This is a genomic window from Micromonospora sp. NPDC048930 (genome assembly GCF_043197935.1).
Classification (GTDB): Bacteria; Actinomycetota; Actinomycetes; order Mycobacteriales; family Micromonosporaceae; genus Micromonospora.
This window is the reverse complement of sequence record NZ_JBICUB010000008.1, coordinates 185,409-200,218: the sequence shown is the minus strand read 5'-3', so window position 1 is coordinate 200,218 and position 14,810 is coordinate 185,409. Positions and strand designations below refer to the sequence as shown.

17 protein-coding genes are annotated in these 14,810 nt (G+C 74.6%); 10 read left to right on the top strand and 7 right to left on the bottom strand.

The genetic code is table 11. The features are described 5' to 3' along the window. The first annotated feature begins 40 nt into the window (after positions 1–40). The 4 genes from ACGFI9_RS22400 (at position 41) to ACGFI9_RS22385 (ending at position 2,827) form a co-directional block, all read left to right on the top strand. Positions 41–925 carry a hypothetical protein gene (locus tag ACGFI9_RS22400; protein ID WP_393180543.1) on the top strand — a complete coding sequence of 295 codons (885 nt, stop codon included), beginning with the start codon at positions 41–43 and terminating at the stop codon, positions 923–925. A 103-nt stretch (positions 926–1,028) separates the two neighbouring features. Beyond that, complete coding sequence (locus ACGFI9_RS22395) at positions 1,029–1,370, top strand: DUF1330 domain-containing protein (RefSeq protein WP_393180542.1); 342 nt, start codon at positions 1,029–1,031, stop codon at positions 1,368–1,370. A gap of 78 nt (positions 1,371–1,448) precedes the next feature. Next, positions 1,449–2,423, top strand: a complete 975-nt coding sequence (locus tag ACGFI9_RS22390; RefSeq protein ID WP_393180541.1) for a hypothetical protein — start codon at positions 1,449–1,451, stop codon at positions 2,421–2,423. Between the two features lie 89 nt (positions 2,424–2,512). Continuing rightward, the gene (locus tag ACGFI9_RS22385; RefSeq protein WP_393180539.1) at positions 2,513–2,827 is read left to right on the top strand and encodes a hypothetical protein; all 315 of its coding nucleotides are present in this window, start codon (positions 2,513–2,515) and stop codon (positions 2,825–2,827) included. A 40-nt stretch (positions 2,828–2,867) separates the two neighbouring features. Here ACGFI9_RS22385 and dacB read toward each other — a convergent pair whose 3' ends face one another. Continuing rightward, a complete protein-coding gene (dacB, locus tag ACGFI9_RS22380) occupies positions 2,868–4,451 on the bottom strand; it encodes a D-alanyl-D-alanine carboxypeptidase/D-alanyl-D-alanine-endopeptidase (RefSeq protein WP_393180538.1) in 1,584 nt (527 codons plus the stop codon). Between the two features lie 313 nt (positions 4,452–4,764). Here dacB and ACGFI9_RS22375 point away from each other — a divergent pair, with 313 nt between their 5' ends. Continuing rightward, positions 4,765–5,046, top strand: coding sequence for an iron-sulfur cluster biosynthesis family protein (locus ACGFI9_RS22375; RefSeq protein ID WP_393180536.1), 282 nt, complete (start codon positions 4,765–4,767; stop codon positions 5,044–5,046). Position 5,047: 1 nt separating this feature from the next. Here the strand turns inward: ACGFI9_RS22375 and ACGFI9_RS22370 are convergent, their stop codons facing one another. Further along, complete coding sequence (locus ACGFI9_RS22370; protein ID WP_393180534.1) at positions 5,048–6,148, bottom strand: beta family protein; 1,101 nt, start codon at positions 6,146–6,148, stop codon at positions 5,048–5,050. A gap of 83 nt (positions 6,149–6,231) precedes the next feature. Here ACGFI9_RS22370 and ACGFI9_RS22365 point away from each other — a divergent pair, with 83 nt between their 5' ends. Beyond that, entirely contained in the window at positions 6,232–6,804 is a 573-nt protein-coding gene (locus ACGFI9_RS22365; protein WP_393180533.1) for a YcxB family protein, read from the top strand. A gap of 79 nt (positions 6,805–6,883) precedes the next feature. On the opposite strand, the gene ACGFI9_RS22360 is transcribed toward ACGFI9_RS22365, so the two are convergent. The 3 genes from ACGFI9_RS22360 to ACGFI9_RS22350 all read right to left on the bottom strand — a co-directional run bounded on the left by ACGFI9_RS22360 (position 6,884) and on the right by ACGFI9_RS22350 (position 9,456). Next, complete coding sequence (locus ACGFI9_RS22360; protein ID WP_393180531.1) at positions 6,884–7,411, bottom strand: PepSY domain-containing protein; 528 nt, start codon at positions 7,409–7,411, stop codon at positions 6,884–6,886. 81 nt (positions 7,412–7,492) lie between these two features. Further along, the gene (locus ACGFI9_RS22355) at positions 7,493–8,770 is read right to left on the bottom strand and encodes an ATP-binding protein (RefSeq protein ID WP_393180529.1); all 1,278 of its coding nucleotides are present in this window, start codon (positions 8,768–8,770) and stop codon (positions 7,493–7,495) included. Beyond that, positions 8,767–9,456 carry a response regulator transcription factor gene (locus tag ACGFI9_RS22350; protein ID WP_393180528.1) on the bottom strand — a complete coding sequence of 230 codons (690 nt, stop codon included), beginning with the start codon at positions 9,454–9,456 and terminating at the stop codon, positions 8,767–8,769. The genes ACGFI9_RS22355 and ACGFI9_RS22350 overlap by 4 nt, the downstream gene beginning before the upstream one ends. A 102-nt stretch (positions 9,457–9,558) precedes the next feature. On the opposite strand from ACGFI9_RS22350, the gene ACGFI9_RS22345 reads away from it, so the two are divergent. The 3 genes from ACGFI9_RS22345 to ACGFI9_RS22335 all read left to right on the top strand — a co-directional run bounded on the left by ACGFI9_RS22345 (position 9,559) and on the right by ACGFI9_RS22335 (position 11,318). Further along, the gene (locus tag ACGFI9_RS22345) at positions 9,559–10,029 is read left to right on the top strand and encodes a septum formation initiator (protein WP_393180526.1); all 471 of its coding nucleotides are present in this window, start codon (positions 9,559–9,561) and stop codon (positions 10,027–10,029) included. 199 nt (positions 10,030–10,228) lie between these two features. Continuing rightward, positions 10,229–10,633 carry a hypothetical protein gene (locus ACGFI9_RS22340; RefSeq protein WP_393180524.1) on the top strand — a complete coding sequence of 135 codons (405 nt, stop codon included), beginning with the start codon at positions 10,229–10,231 and terminating at the stop codon, positions 10,631–10,633. Positions 10,634–10,925: 292 nt separating this feature from the next. Beyond that, the gene (locus ACGFI9_RS22335) at positions 10,926–11,318 is read left to right on the top strand and encodes a cupin domain-containing protein (protein WP_393180522.1); all 393 of its coding nucleotides are present in this window, start codon (positions 10,926–10,928) and stop codon (positions 11,316–11,318) included. 208 nt (positions 11,319–11,526) lie between these two features. On the opposite strand, the gene ACGFI9_RS22330 is transcribed toward ACGFI9_RS22335, so the two are convergent. Together ACGFI9_RS22330 and ACGFI9_RS22325 are read right to left on the bottom strand one after the other, a co-directional pair. Further along, positions 11,527–12,714 carry a threonine synthase gene (locus tag ACGFI9_RS22330; protein WP_393180520.1) on the bottom strand — a complete coding sequence of 396 codons (1,188 nt, stop codon included), beginning with the start codon at positions 12,712–12,714 and terminating at the stop codon, positions 11,527–11,529. 8 nt (positions 12,715–12,722) lie between these two features. Continuing rightward, positions 12,723–13,757, bottom strand: a complete 1,035-nt coding sequence (locus ACGFI9_RS22325) for a DNA polymerase ligase N-terminal domain-containing protein (protein WP_393180518.1) — start codon at positions 13,755–13,757, stop codon at positions 12,723–12,725. 117 nt (positions 13,758–13,874) lie between these two features. On the opposite strand from ACGFI9_RS22325, the gene ACGFI9_RS22320 reads away from it, so the two are divergent. Continuing rightward, complete coding sequence (locus tag ACGFI9_RS22320) at positions 13,875–14,660, top strand: aldo/keto reductase (protein ID WP_393180516.1); 786 nt, start codon at positions 13,875–13,877, stop codon at positions 14,658–14,660. Positions 14,661–14,810 lie beyond the last annotated feature (150 nt).

Here is a 14,810-nt window from a genome sequence, read left to right as displayed (position 1 = left end):
CGTTCCGGCGGCCCGGGGCGCGGCGGGGAGCGGAGGTCAGGTGGGGCAGGAAGACCACGGCCGGGTCGGCGGCCGGCCGGCGTACCCGCACCGGCAGTCGCGGTCGGAGTTCCGTCGGATGGCGCGGGCCCGGCAGCGGCGGCGCTGGTTCCTGGAGGCGCTGGTCGCGCTCGTCTGCCTGACCGCCGTCGTCACGTACCTCGGCACCGAGCAGCACGGGACACCGCGCGAGGAGCGCAGCGGCGTACTGCCCGGCCCACCCGCCGGCCGGCCCGAGGCGCCGTCCCCCGGGACGTCGGGCAGCGACAGCGGCGTCGTCATGCCGGGGCTGCGGCCCCGACAGCGCCCGCCGTCGCCGAGTCCCTCGCCGTCCGCGCCGGCCGTGCCGCCGCTGCTGACGGTCAGCCAGGCCGACGTCCCGGCGCTGGTCGACCTGACCGCCGCCGGCCCCGTCGACTGGGTCCACTGGGGACTCCTCGGCCCCGGTCGGCCGGTCCGCAAGCGGAACGGGTCCGGCGAGATCCGTGACGAGGGCGGCCGGGGCGAACGGGTGAGCTACAGCAACAACCCGGAGGCGTACACCTGGCGGGACGGCGCCCCGGTCGAGTCGGCCAGCGGGACCATGTCCGGGGTCTACACCTGCGACCGGGGCAGCGGCTTCAACCTCGCCGTGGCCGCCGACGGCCGGGAGCGCACCGTACGCCTCTACGCCGGGCTCTGGATGGCCCGGGCCCGCCTCGACGTGCGGCTCGCCGGTGGGCCGGCCAGCACGCTGCGGCTGGAGGACCCGCACACCGCGCGGACCGCCCAGTTCACCATCCGGTTCCGCGCCCCCAAGGGCGGGAAGCTGCTGGTCAGTTGGCGGGTGGAGGAGTCCATGGGGGACTGCGGCAGCGTCAGCCTCCAGGCGGCCGCGCTGCGCTGAGCCGTTCCTACCTCACGGGTGCTCGACCCGGTGACCGGCCGGCCGCCAGAATCTGGGCCAGGCCCTGCGCCGTCGAGTCGGCGCCCGTCACCGGGGAGGAACCATGCCCGCGTTCGCGCTCGCTCACCTGCGTACCACGGGGGACAACGACGACATCATCGAGTACATCGACCGGATCCAGGCGACCCTCGATCCGTACCAGGGTCGGTTCCGGGTGCACGGCGGCGTGCCGGACGTGCTCGAGGGGGAGTGGCCCGGCAGCGTCGTGATCATCGAGTTCCCGGACCTCCAGCACGCCCGGGACTGGTACGCCTCCCCGGCGTACCAGGAGATCCTGCCGCTGCGCACCCGGCACCTCGACGCCTCGACGATCATCATCCAGGGCGTCGGCCCGGACTACGACCCGCGCCGGACCGCCGCCCGGATGCGCCAGGCCGTCGGTTGAGCCGGTCCCCCGTCCGGGGGAGCGGGTCCGCTCCGGCTCGGGAGGGACCGGACGTCGGGCGGCGGCAGGGTGGGCGGCATGACGCAGACCCTGCCGCCGCCGACCGTTTCCCGCCCGGCCCGGCGCCGTTCCACCTGGCCCGCGTACGCCGTGCTGGCCTGGGCGGTCGGCTACGGCGCCCTGCGGGCCGGCTGGCTGGCGGCCGGGGCGCCGTCGTTCGGGCCGCTCGGCACCGACCTGGTGGTGGTCACCGGCTGGTGGTCGGTGGCGCTCTGCGCCGCCGCGGGGGTGGTCGGCGTCGGGCTGGCCCGGGCGCGCACCTGGCGGCCGGCCCTGGCCGGGGCGGCCTGGGCGGTCTGCGCCGCGGTACTGCTCTCCTGCGCGCTGCTCCTGCTCGACGTGGTCGGCTTCCTCATCGGCGACCTCAGCCCGGCGTTCACCCTCACCGGCTTCCTCAGCCGGGTCGGCGCGGTCACCGGGGCGCTGCTGCTGCACGCGGCGGCGCTCGCCCACGTGCGCCGCTTCCGGGGTGACTGCGGGGACTGCGGCCGGACCCGGCCCTCGGGCGGCCCGGTGCCACGCTGGGCCCGGGTGGCGGCGTGGAGCGCGGTGGCCGGCTGCCTGGTCCGGCTGGCCGCCCAGGCGGCGGTGGGCTTCGGCGACGTGCCGCTGACCCGGGGCCTCTCACTCGCGCTGTTCGAGGTGGGCTTCCTGCTCGCCGGGGTGCTGCTACCGCTGGCCCTGGTCCACCGGTGGGGAACGGTCTGGCCGGGGTGGGTCCCGCTGCTGGCCGGCCGGCTCGTACCCCGGGCGCTGCTGCAGGTGCCGGCGGCCGTCTTCGGGGTGGGTCTGGTCGGCTATTTCGGCATCGGCCTGGCCCAACTCGCCGTCGAGACCGTCACCGGCACCTTCGACCCGGGCGACGGGCGCTACCCGCTGGCCTTCTTCTGGGTGGCCGAGGCTGGTTACTGGGTGTGGGGCTGGGGACTGCTGGCCGCCGCGCTGAGCCACCACCGGCGGACCCGCCGGCCGTGCCCGCGCTGCGGGCGGTGACGCGGGGACAGTTTGTCCGTCGCGGGCGGCGCGGGACGTCGTACCTTTCCGATGTCCCCGTCCAACCATCCTCTGTGGAGGCTCGACCGATGAGCAGCAGTGCCCCCGTCGTTCGTTCCGTCGCCGACGACCCGTCCGGCGAGGTGCTGCGGGAGATCCCGCTGCCACCGTACGTGACCGGCGAGGACGCCCAGTTCGCGGTGCGGGCGGTCGTGGTGCACGCGCCGCGGCACTGGTCCGGCGGGACGATCTGCCGCAACGACGCCAGCCCGCACCCGTGCCGGCTGCACCGCTGGGGGCGCCGGGTGCTCGCGCTGCACGGCCTGCCGTCCGCCGAGATCGACGCCCTGATCGAGCGCGGCGACCCCACCGCCGCTCCGCGCCCGCACCGCCCGGGCGCCTGAGGGTGCCCCGGCCCGTCCCGCACGGGCCGGGGCACCCCGCTCAGCACACCGCCGGCTTCACCCAGGAGCACTCCAGACCCTCGGGCACCCGGGGCGACTCCGGCGCCGTCGGCACCGCCAGCCGCGCCGTGGTCGTCCCCTTCTCGGTGTACGACGCCAGCGCGATCGCGATCTGGTCCTCCAGCCCCTTGACCGACGAGGTCAGGTAGTTGTTGAACACCACGGAGAAGGCCAGCACGTGCCCGTCGGCGTCGGTGGCGTAGCCGGAGAGGCTGGAGACCCCGGTCAGGCTGCCGGTCTTGGCGTGCACGTTGTTCGCGGCGGCGGTGCCCCGCATCCGGCTGCGCAGCGTCCCGCCGACGAAGCGCTCGGCGTTGCCGGCCACCGGCAGGGCCGCGTACCAGGTCTCGAACCAGGGCTCGGCGCGCACCGTCGACAGCAGCGACACGAACTGGGCGGGCGGGATCAGGTTGCGCCGGGACAGGCCGGAGCCGTCCCGCTGGCGCAGCGTCCCGGTGTCCATTCCGGAGTCCCCGACGTACTCGCTGATCGCGGTCAGCCCGGCGGCCCAGGTGCCGGAGCCGGAGAGTACCCGGCCCAGTTCCTTGGTGAGCACTTCCGCGTGGCCGTTGTTGGAGAGCTTGAGGAACGGCACCATCAGCTCGGCCAGCGGCATCGAGTCGTGCCGGGTGACGGTGGTCGCGTCGTCCGGGGTGGGCTGGCCCAGCACGGTCCGGCCGAGCACCCGCACCCCGTGCCGCTGCAACGCCGAGCGGAAGATGTCGGCCGCGTACCCGGTCGGTTCCCAGACCGTCATCCAGTCGCTCTCCGGGGCCTGGCCGACGGCGATCTGGCCGGTCACCACGATGGTGTTGCCGCCGTGCTCGCGTTCGTAGGAGATGGTCGTCTCGCCGGTGGCGACCGTCTCGGCCCGGTTCTCGATCCGCAGCCAGCCGTTGGGCGGGGTCATGGTGATCACCGGCCGCGCGCCGGCCTCGGCGGCCGGGGCGGCGTGCACGATGACCGTGCCGGCGTCGTAGTCGGTGTCGGGGGCGACGGTCAGGGCCGAGACCTGGGCGGCGTAGTAGTAGGACTCGTCGTCCCAGGTCCAGTCCGGGCCCAGCCGGGTGCGGTCGTAGCGGGTGTCGTCCGCGACCAGGTTGCCCGTCACCACCCGGATGCCCTCGGCGGCCACCTGCGCGGCCAGCCGGTCGTAGTCCGCGGCCAGCATGGTCGGGTCACCCCCGCCCCGCAGATACAGGTTGCCGGAGAGCAGCCCCGCCCGCCGTACGCCGTCACTGGCCACCTCGGTGGTGAAGCGGTGCTCCGGGCCGAGCAGTTCCATCGCCGCGGTCGAGGTGAGCAGCTTGGTGTTCGAGGCCGGCACCAGGCGGCGGGTTCCGTTGCGGTCGTAAAGGGTCCGCCCGGTGGTGGTGTCCACGACGACCACGCCCGCCTGGGCGCCGTCCAGCCGGGAGTCGGCGAGGACCGCGTCGATGGTCGCGTTCAGCCGTAGCTGCGCCGGGGTCGGCGCTTCGGCCGTGGCGGTGGGAGCGCCGGCGGTGGCCGCGGTGGCGACCAGCGCCAGCACCGCGAGCGCCCGGGGAAAGAGACGACGATGCATGCGTCGATGCTGCCATGGAGCTTTCTTCCAGTGAAGACTCCACGGCGAAAGATATTTCCGAAGCCTTCCTGGTTACCCTCGGTCCGGGCCCGGGAAACCGCAGGTCATCCGTTCGTGTCGGGGATGGGCGGGCGCGCTGTCGACTGACCCGGCTCTATTTGACGGATGCCCGGTCAGGGGGGACCGTAGGCAGAAGAGGGGCGCTTCGAGTTGCCCCGTTCTGAAGGGCGAAGACCGATTCGCCGTCCCGGGCACGTACCCGGCCGCGTGGGCCACGCCGGCCCGCCCCGATCCCAGCCATGAGGAGTTCCGCATGCTGACCATGACCGACAACGCCGTCCTGGTGATCCGCGACCTCGCCACGCAGCAGGACGTCGCCGAGGCCGGCGGACTGCGGATCGCCGCCGACACCGACGCCGGTTCGCTCTCCATCGAACTGGTGAAGCAGCCGGCCCAGGGCGACCAGGTGGTCGACAACGAGGGTGCCCGGATCTTCCTCGACGCCGACGCCGCCGAACTGCTCAACGACACCTCCGTCGACGCGGTCGTCGACGACGAGGGGATCGTCCAGTTCGGCTTCACCGAAAAGGAGTGACTCACCCGGCGCGCCGGGACTCCCCACCGCGCTGCGGGCGGCCGGTGCGCCGCTCGGACGCGTCCTGACCGGCCCGCCACGGCCCGCCGCGCTGGTCCCGCTCGGTTGGGCGCAGCGCGGCCAGCACATGCGCCAGATGGTGGGACGTGCTCCAGGCGATCCAGTTGGCCGGTGAGCCCGCCCCCGCGGCGCGGCGGGCCCGGCGCATGATCTCGTGGTCACCCCAGGAGAAGGCGGCCCCCTGGGCCGGCCACCACGGTGCCGACGCCAGCGTCCGGCACAGGTCGGCGAGGCGCTCGTCACCCCGCCCGCCCCGGCGGGACCAGCGGTAGATCCACCATGCTCCGTCCGTGGTGTACCGCAGCGTCGGCAGCCGATCGCCCGGCCCCTCCGCGTCGGGCGTCGCCGAGCCGACCCCGTAGTCTCCGTAGCCCACGTCGAGGTCGGCCAGGCGCCGCCAGAGCTGCCAGTCGAAGCGGTCGAGGCGGGCCGGCTCGTCGGTGGGCAGGCGGGCCAGCGTCGGTGGCATCCCGCCGGCCACCACCGTGACCGAGCGCCAGGCGTGCCGCCGCGCCCACTCGACCAGCCGCCGGACCCGGGGCTCGGCCAGCCGGACGTCGGCCGGGCAGCATACGTCCCCCGCGTCGATGAGCAGGTCGCACTGCTCGGGCACCAGCCGGGTGAGCCGCCACACCCGCTCCACCGCGCCGGTCGTCGCGTCCGGGCCGGCCCGGGCCTGGCCCGTCCGCAGCCGCACCACCGCCCGCCGGGCGTACGCCCGCGCGGCCACGCCGTGCGCCACCAGCCGCCGGTTGCTCTCCGCGAGCCCGATCACCGGCACCAGCGGTACGCCCCAGCGTGCCGGCTCGCTCTGCGGAGCTTCCGGCAGGGCCGAGACGTCCACGGCGGGGAGCAGCCCGGCCGGTAGCCGGCCCAGCGACTCCACGATGCACGCGTCGAGCGTGTGGACGTCGATGACCGGAGCGAGCAGGGGAGCGGTGGCCTCGTCGAGGTGGGCCAGTGCCTCCAGCTCACCCCGACGGCCGACCAGCACAGGGCGGTAGACCGGCTCCGCCGCCCGACCCCCGTGGGCGGGCACCATACTTCAATGTAGCCGCAGCTTCACGTTCCGCACAGGCCTACCGGGACGATGCGCACGGGACGCCCGGCCTATGCTTGCCCACCATGTCCGCCCCCACCGCGCAGCCCGTCCGGATCGAATTCACCCTCACCGCTGACGACCTGCTCGACGGGCTGACCGAGGCACACCGGGTGGTCCGTCGGCCGTGGTACCTGCGCCGCCCGTTCCTGTACGCGCTCGGTCTCGTCATCGGCGTCGGGATCGCGGCCGGCGGCGACCCACCCTCGTTCGGTGGCTCCTGGCTGCCGGTCGTGGGCCTCGTCGTCGTCCTCGTCGTGGCCCTCGGCGTGGCCCACCTGTTGCTCCGGCTGATGAACCCGGTGAAGCTCACCTACCGCTGGTCGGCCCGCCAACTCGTGCGCGGCAACCCCATGCTGGCCCAGCCGCTGGCGGCGACGGTCAGCGACGACGGAATCCGGGTGGCCTCGGCGACGGGAGAGTCCGCGGTGCGCTGGTCGCAGTACCCGTTCCACGGCGAGACGCCGAAGTCCTTCGTGCTCCTCGCCTCCGACCGGACGGGGGCGTCCGTGCTCGTGCTGCCCAAGCGGGTGATGGGGGAGAGCGACGTGGCGGGGCTGCGAGCGTTGCTCGCCGCGCACAGCCGGCTGCTCCACTGAGGACACTCGCCGGGCTGGGCGCGGCGTCCTGACGGCTCCGGGTCCGGGGCAGGAGGCGCCCGGGCCCGGAGCCGGCCGGTCAGTCGTCGTCGCCGTGGTCGTCGTACCGGTCGTCGCCGTGGTCGTCGTACCGGTCGTCGGTCCCGTGGTCGTCGCTCCGGCCGGCGACGCGGCCACCGCGGTCGTCGGTCCGCTTCCGTTCCACCTCGACCACCGTGCCGTCGCCCCGGTCGACCTTGACCTCGTAGGTCACGCCGGCACGGACGACCTTGACGCTCCACACCGGACGGGCGTGCTCGGTCTCGGCCTCGATCTCCACGATCCGGCCGCCGCCGACCCGGGCCACCGCGACGGCGCCGGCCTGCTGCCGGGTGAGCGTGCCGCCGGCGGTCCCGGCGCCGCTCCCGGCCGGCGGCGCGGTGGTGGTCGCGTCGTCGTGCGGAGTGGGGCTGTCGTCGATCGCCGGCGGGTCGTCGTCGGGCGTCCGGCCGACCGCCACGACGGCCGGGGCCGATCCGTCGGCCGTCTGCACGGCCAGCGCCACACCGGTGACCGCCAGCACGGCGGCCCCGCCGGCCGCCGCCAGGACCAGGGAAGTTCGTCGCATCGTTCCCGCCTCTCCTCGGTTGTGCTGTCGAGGATCGGCCGGCGACGGATAGCGACGCCCTACCCGAGCGACAAGACCGGGTTAAGACCGCGCCGGCCCGAGCCGGAGCACCACCACCGCCCCGCCGTCCGTGCCGGCGGCCAGCTCCAGCCCGCCACCGCTGGTCCGGGCGGCCCGGTCGGCGATGTCCAGGCCGAGTCCCGTCGACCCGGCCCGGCTGGCGCCCCGCCGCGCCGACCCGGCCGGCATGCCCGGTCCGGCGTCGGCGACGGTCAGCGTCACCTCGTGCCCCGCCGGGGCGAGCCGCACGGTGAACGGCGTGCCGTCCGGCGTGTGCGCGAAGACGTTGCCCAGCAGCGCGTCCACGGCGGCGGCCAGTTCGTCCTCGCCCACCCCGACGGGCAGCGGGCCGGGCGCGAGGTCGAGGGTGACCGTACGTCCGGTGTCCTCGGCGAGCACCGACCAGAACGCCACCCGCTCGCCGACCACCGCCGCCGCGTCGCAGCCGGCTCCGCCGTCCGGCGTCGCGCTGCGCCAACGCGCCTGCCGGATCACCCCGGTGACGGCCCGCTCCAGGCCGTCCACCGCGGCGGTCAGCCGGGCCGCGTCGTCCGGGTCGCGCAGCGACTCGGCCTCCAGCCGCAGCACGGTCAGCGGGGTACGCAACCGGTGCGACAGGTCGGCCACCTGCTCCCGCTCCTCCCGCAGCAGCACCTGGATCCGCCCGGCCAGGTGGTTCAACGCGCCCGCTACCTCGCGCAGCTCCGCCGGCCCGGCCGGGTCGACCCGGGCGTCGAGTTCGGCGTTGGCCAGCCGGTGGGAGACCGCGGAGAGCTCGGTGATGGGGCGTACCAGGGTGCGGGCCAGCCGGTCGGCGACGACCAGGCCGACCAGCACCAGCAGCAGGCCGAGCAGCGCCAGTACCAGCCACGCCCGGGCCACCCCGGCGGTGAGCTCCGACCGGGGGACCACGGTGCGGATCACCCCGGTCCCGTCCGGGCGGCCCTCGACCGCGATGACCACCTCCCGGCCGGCCGCCGACTCGGCGGTCAGGCTCTGCCCCCGCGCGGCGAGGGCCACCGCCGGCGTACGCGGCACGGCCGACCCGAGCACGGTGCCGTCGGGCAGGAAGACGCTGACCTGGCGGCCGGACTCCGCGACGAGCTGCTCGACGGTCAGCCGGATGGTGTCCGGGTCGGCGGTGCCGACCACCGGGACCAGGCTCTGCGCGTCGGCGGTCGCCCGCACGGTGGCCCGGTCGGCGGCGACGGTACGCACCAGCAGCGCCAGCGGCACCAGGAAGGCGGTCAGCACCAGCACGCTGACGGCCGCGACGAGCAGGGCCAGCCGGCCCCTCACCGGCCGGTCCCCGGGGCGTCCAGCCGCACCCCGACCCCCCGGACGGTGTGCAGGTAGCGCGGTTCCTGCGCGCTCTCGCCCAGCTTGCGACGCAGCCAGGACAGGTGCACGTCCACGGTCTTGTCGGCGCCGCCGTACGGGATCCGCCAGACCTCGGTGAGCAGTTCCCGCTTGGTGACCACCTGTCCCGGCCGGGCCGCGAGGTGGTGCAGCAGGTCGAACTCCCGCGGGGTCAGCTCGACCGGGACGCCGTCCAGGCTCACCTGGCGGGACCGCGGGTCGACCCGCAGTCCGCCGACGACCAGCGCCGTCGCCCCCGGGTCGCCGGCCGAGCGGCGCAGCACCGCGCGGGCCCGGGCGTCCAGTTGCGCGGCGGTGAACGGCTTCACCAGGTAGTCGTCCGCGCCCGCGTCGAGCATCCGGACGATCTCGGTCTCGTCGTCCCGCGCGGTGGCCACGATGACCGGCACCGAGCTGACCGCCCGCAGCATCCGCAGCAGCTCACGACCGTCCAGATCGGGCAGTCCGAGGTCGAGCACGACCAGGTCGGGCCGGTCGTCGAGCGCGTCCCGCAGCCCGCTCATCGCGGTCGACGCGGCGGCGACGGCGTGGCCGCGTTCGCGCAGCGCCCGGATCAACGGGGTACGGATCGTCAGGTCGTCCTCGATGAGCAGCAGCCGGGCCACAGTCGCAGGCTAACCGGCGGGCCCACCCGGGCCGAACCTCGTTAACCCGCCCTTAGCGTTTCCCGGTGCCCGGCGCAAGGTTCCCTCGGGGAGACTCGGGACATGGGCCGTCACCCGATCCTCGCCGCCGTCGGCTGGCTGGCCGCGACCGTCGCCGCCACGCTCGTCGGGCTCGGTGCGATCCAACTGGCCGGGGCGGGCATCACCGGCACCCCGGGCGGCGTCCGCGACCAGCGGGAGGTCGAGCACGCCCTGGCCTCGCCGGAGCCGACGACCGGGGACGCCACCACGGGGCCGACCCCGACGGCCACCCCGACGGCCTCCCCGCCGAGCCCCACGACGACCGGCGCGGCGCGGCACGGGTTCGCCAGCCCCGGCGGCAGGGCGGTGGCCGAGTGCGTCCCGTCCGGCGTGCACCTGGTCTCCTGGGTGCCCGCGCAGGGCTACCGGGTGAAGGAGGTCGAGCGGGGGCCGGACGACCACGTGAAGGTTCGCTTCGTCGGGGCCGAGGGGGAACACGAGTTGCGGCTACGCTGCGTGGGCGGCGTGCCGGCGGCGGAAGCCCACGACTGACCCTCGCCGCACCGCCGCCCGGCGACATATCCGCAGCTCAGATCGATTGACTGTCCGTGATCGGACAGTTCTCCGGCTGGTTGGTGGACGGCGGATCGGCATAACTTCGGGAGCACGGAGGGTGATAGCCGGCGATCGCCCCCGGTGCCCCACGTACGCCTCACCGCCGTCCCCCCCGACGTCGGCAGAGAGGACCGCCATGTCCAGCACCAGACCCCGGAGAGGAGTGGTCGGGCAGCCCGTACCGGGCGTGGAGGAGGTGGCCGGCGCCGACGCCCAGGTCACCGACTGCGGGCCGGCCGGCCTGCCGGCCACCGCCCGGGTGCTCTTCGCCGTGGTCAACGCGAACGGCACCCTGGTCCACGGGCTCGGCGCCACCTCGGTCACCCGGCTGGCCGCCGGCATGTACCAGGTCGTCTTCGACCAGGACGTCACCCGGGCCGGCTACGTCGGCACCGTGGGAGCCGCCTCCGGCGACGGGCTCGCGCCGCAGGGGGCGATCGCGGTCGCGCCGCGGACCGGCATCCCCAACGCCGTCTTCGTCGAGACGTACGCCCCCGGCGGGCACGTCGACCGCCCCTTCCACCTGGCCGTTCTCGCCTGACCGGCGCGGGGCGGCGGGCGCCGCCGGGCCGTGCCAGCAGCACGCGGCGCGGGTGCACACACGAGCGCACGGCGCCGCCCGACCGAGGTCGTAACGTCGCCGCGCTCTGGCCGTCTCCCACCACCGCAGCCGTACGGCGGTACGACAGCGGGGACTTGGCTCGACCGGCGCGCACGCCGGTCTTGGCGCACCAGATGCCCGTCCAGAGGGGATTCAAACCGGGGGCGAGTGGCAAGTTCCACCATCTGCGATTCCCGGCGTGACCCGGCGACGCACCGGGTATGTCCGCGCCATGGAGCATTTCACGATCGCGACCGTCGCCGAGCGGAGCCCGGACTTCCGGCGGGTGCTCTGGACCGGACAGCACACCCAGTTGGTGATCATGACGATTCCGCCGGGTGGGGAGATCGGCGAGGAGGTCCACGAGGACATCGACCAGATCCTCACCTTCGTCAGCGGCACCGGTGAGGCCCGGGTGGCGGGTGAGAAGAAGGAGGTCGTCGCCGGCGATCTGGTGGTCGTACCGGCCGGCACGAAGCACAACTTCGTCAACACCGGCCCCAACCCACTCGTCCTCTACACCGTCTACGGTCCGCCCGAGCACTCCGACGGGGCCGTGCACCGGACCAAGGAGGAGGCCGACGCGGCCGAGGCGGCCGGCCAGGACGAACCGCCCACGGCGTGACCGCAGTCTGAACCGGACCGGCCCGGGTCTCGGAGCGGGTGGCGCACCTGGGCTGCCGCTCCGGGCCCTGGTCGGTCGGGGCGGCGCGGTCGACTGGGTGGTATCCCCGACCGGCTCGAGCCGGCGGTCCATCGGATTTCCGGCAGCGTCCCGGTCGCGCGGACCCTGGGCCGGACGAGCGCCGGCCGGTGTCAAGAAGGGACCCGCCCTACGCCATCGGTACGTCGGCGACGTCCACCGTCTCGGGGTACTTGATGCCCGCGCCGGTGTTCAGCACCACCACCCGCTCGCCGGCCCGGATCCAGCCCCCGGCCCGCAGGTGCCGGGCGGCGGTCAGACAGGCCGCGCCCTCCGGGCAGAGCAGCAGCCCCTCCCGGGCGGCGAAGTCGCGCAGGTCGGCGAGGATCTCGGCGTCGTCGACGGCGATCGCGGTGCCGCCGCTTTCCCGCACCGCGGTGAGGATCAGCTCGTCGCCCAGCGGGGCCGGCACGGTGATGCCGAACGCCACCGTGTGCGCGTCCGTCCAAGGGGTGGCCCGCGGCTCCCCGGCGGCGAACGCCCGGACGATCGGGGCACAGCCGGTGGACTGCACCGCCACCAGCCGGGGCAGCTTGTCCTCCACCCAACCCAGCTCGCGCAGCTCGTGCAGGGCCTTGTGGATGCCGATCAGCCCCACCCCGCCCCCGGTGGGATAGATGATCACATCGGGCACCTGCCAGCCGAGCTGCTCGACGATCTCGTACCCCATGGTCTTCTTGCCCTCCAGGCGGTACGGCTCGCGCAGCGTGCCGGCGTCGAAGATCCGCCCGCCGGAGTCGGCGATCAGCCGGGCCACCCAGCGGCCGGCATCGCTGATCAGCCCGTCCACCAGCCGCAGGTCCGCGCCGGCCGCCCGGCACTCCCGCCGACAGATGGTCGGCGCGTCCAGCGGCATCGCGATGGTCGCGCCCATCCCGGCCCGGGCCGCGTACGTCGCCCAGGCCGCCCCGGCGTTGCCGTTGGTCGGCATGGCGATCCGCTCGACGCCCAGCTCCCGGGCCCGGCTCACCCCGACCGCCGCACCCCGGGCCTTGAACGACCCGGTCGGGGTCAGCCCCTCGTCCTTGACGATCAGGTCCGGGATGCCGATCTCGTGGCCGTACCCGGGGGCCCGCAGCAGCGGGGTCCAGCCCTCGCCCAGCGTGGTCACGAACCGGGGGTCGGCCACCGGCAGCAGTTCGCGGTAGCGCCACAGGTCGGCCGGGCGCAGGCCGAACTGCTCGGGGGTGAGCGACGCGGCCACCGCGGCCAGGTCGTAGCGGGCCAGCAGCGGCGACCCGCAGTCGCACAGGTTCTGCAGCTTTTCCGCCGGACGTTCGACGCCGCAGCGCGGGCATTCCAGGTGCGTGAGGTACATGGTGCTCCTCAGCTCGCGTCGATGCTCAGCCAGTGCCGGCTGCGCCGGCCCGGCTCGTACGGGGAGTCGAGGCGCTTGGCCAGCACGCCCGGGAGTCCCTGTTCGCGGGCGGTCCGCAGGGCGTCCGCGCCGACACCCGGGAACCACGGCGGAGTCTGCCAGTGCTTCCCGGTGAGCGCCAGACCGTCGAGCAGCTCGCGGCGCTGCGCGTACGGCAGGTCGGTGCTGGTCACGCCCTCCAGCCAGAGCAGGTCGACGGCGAGGAACTGGCCGTCCCGCTTCGTCGGGCGGTGGACCCGGCCGGCGGGATCGATGCGGACCAGCACCCCGTCCAGCACCACCTCGGTCGGCGCCAGCGCCTCGGCCATGCCGCGCAGCCAGGGGTACGCCCCACTGATTTCCTCGTCCGCCTCATCGAGCAGCCGCAGCCGGCCGCCGGAGACGTACGCCATCGCCCGGACCCCGTCCCAGCGCAGCTCGTACCCCCAGGCGTCGGCGTCCTTGGGCAGCCGCTTGCCGGCGGTGGCGTGCATCGGGCGGACCAGTTCGGGCATCGGGGTCCAGCCCTCCGGGGCCGGGTCGGTGCGCCGGACCATCCAGTCCCGACCCCGGCCACCGGTGGCGAAGAGGACGTACCGGCCCTTCGTCCGCTTCCCGTCGAGCACCACGATCACCTCGTCGTCGCGCCACTTCTCCGCGCGGTACGTCCCGGTGTCGTGGATGGTCATCTTCCCGCCGCCGTACTCGCCGGCCGGGATCTCGCCGTGGAAGGTGAGGTACTCCATCGGGTGGTCCTCGGTGTGCACGGCGAGGTGGTTGCGGCCGGGGTCGCGGGGCAGGCCGCGGGGCACCGCCCAGGAGGCCAGGACGCCGTCGTGCTCCAGCCGCAGGTCCCAGTGCAGGCTGCGGGCGTGGTGCTGCTGGATGACGAAGCGGGGTTTGTGCCGGGAGGTCCGCTTCCGCTGCGGGGTCGGCTCCGGCACCGGCTCGGGGGTACGCGCCGCGTCCCGCTTCCGCCGGTACTCCTCCAGCCGGTCGCCCACCCCCGCATTCTGCGGCACACCCCGGCTGATCGCCCGGTTCCCGGCGCTTCTGTCCGTTTCCCCGCCGTCCGGCGCGCCGTCGGCATGGGTACGGCCAGCCCGGGTAGAAGCGTCGGTATGGACCTCGACCAGCCCACCGTCCCGCTCACCGGCGACGTCCGGATGCCGCTGCTCGGCTTCGGCACGTGGCAGGCCACCGGCGAGGACGGATACCAGGCCGTGCTCGCCGCCCTGGACGCCGGATACCGGCACATCGACACCGCGACCATGTACGGCAACGAGAAGGAGGTCGGCCGGGCGGTCAAGGAGAGCGGGCTGCGCCGCGAGGACCTCTTCCTCACCACGAAGCTGCCGCCCGACCGGGTGGGCCGCGAGCGGGAGACCATCGAGGCCAGCCTGGCCGCCCTGGACACCGACTACGTGGACCTGTGGCTGATCCACTGGCCGCCGTCCTCGCCGGCCGACAGCATCCCGGTGTGGCGGGAGTTCCTCGCCGTCCGCGACGAGAACATGGCCCGGACCGTCGGCGTGAGCAACTACCCGATCGCCCAGATCGACGAGCTGATCCAGGCGACCGAGGAGACCCCTGCGGTCAACCAGATCCGCTGGGGCCCCGCCCTGTACGACCGGCACGTGCACGCCGCCCACCGGGACCGGGGCGTGGTGCTGGAGGGCTACAGCCCGTTCAAGACCACCGACCTGTCCCACCCGGTGCTGGTCCGCATCGCCCAGGCGCACGACGTCTCCCCGGCGCAGGTGGTGCTCCGCTGGCACATCGACCACGAGATCGTGGTGATCCCCAAGTCGGTGACCCCGGACCGGATCCGGGCCAACGCCGACGTCTTCGGCTTCTCGCTCACCGCGGAGGAGATGCGCGACATCGACGCCCTGGGTGGTAGCTGACCGCTGCCGGCTCAGGCTCGGTGCCTTCGGCCCGTACACGCCGATCCGCGCACTCGTCCGGAGGGGGGCCGAGGCGAGGGCGCTGGCGCTGAGCCGAGCGGTTACTGTGCGACGGTGTTCGATCGCCTGCGGGATCTCCGGACCGTCCGA

Bases quoted from the DNA above. Each gene is read 5' to 3' on its own strand.
- ACGFI9_RS22390 (WP_393180541.1), top strand. From the start codon at position 1,449: ATGACGCAGACCCTGCCGCCGCCGACCGTTTCCCGCCCGGCCCGGCGC.
- ACGFI9_RS22345 (WP_393180526.1), top strand. From the start codon at position 9,559: ATGGGCCGTCACCCGATCCTCGCCGCCGTCGGCTGGCTGGCCGCGACC.
- ACGFI9_RS22320 (WP_393180516.1), top strand. From the start codon at position 13,875: ATGGACCTCGACCAGCCCACCGTCCCGCTCACCGGCGACGTCCGGATG.
- ACGFI9_RS22335 (WP_393180522.1), top strand. From the start codon at position 10,926: ATGGAGCATTTCACGATCGCGACCGTCGCCGAGCGGAGCCCGGACTTC.
- ACGFI9_RS22330 (WP_393180520.1), bottom strand. From the start codon at position 12,714: ATGTACCTCACGCACCTGGAATGCCCGCGCTGCGGCGTCGAACGTCCG.
- ACGFI9_RS22360 (WP_393180531.1), bottom strand. From the start codon at position 7,411: ATGCGACGAACTTCCCTGGTCCTGGCGGCGGCCGGCGGGGCCGCCGTG.
- ACGFI9_RS22340 (WP_393180524.1), top strand. From the start codon at position 10,229: ATGTCCAGCACCAGACCCCGGAGAGGAGTGGTCGGGCAGCCCGTACCG.
- ACGFI9_RS22385 (WP_393180539.1), top strand. From the start codon at position 2,513: ATGAGCAGCAGTGCCCCCGTCGTTCGTTCCGTCGCCGACGACCCGTCC.
- ACGFI9_RS22370 (WP_393180534.1), bottom strand. From the start codon at position 6,148: ATGGTGCCCGCCCACGGGGGTCGGGCGGCGGAGCCGGTCTACCGCCCT.
- ACGFI9_RS22395 (WP_393180542.1), top strand. From the start codon at position 1,029: ATGCCCGCGTTCGCGCTCGCTCACCTGCGTACCACGGGGGACAACGAC.
- dacB (WP_393180538.1), bottom strand. From the start codon at position 4,451: ATGCATCGTCGTCTCTTTCCCCGGGCGCTCGCGGTGCTGGCGCTGGTC.
- ACGFI9_RS22375 (WP_393180536.1), top strand. From the start codon at position 4,765: ATGCTGACCATGACCGACAACGCCGTCCTGGTGATCCGCGACCTCGCC.
- ACGFI9_RS22365 (WP_393180533.1), top strand. From the start codon at position 6,232: ATGTCCGCCCCCACCGCGCAGCCCGTCCGGATCGAATTCACCCTCACC.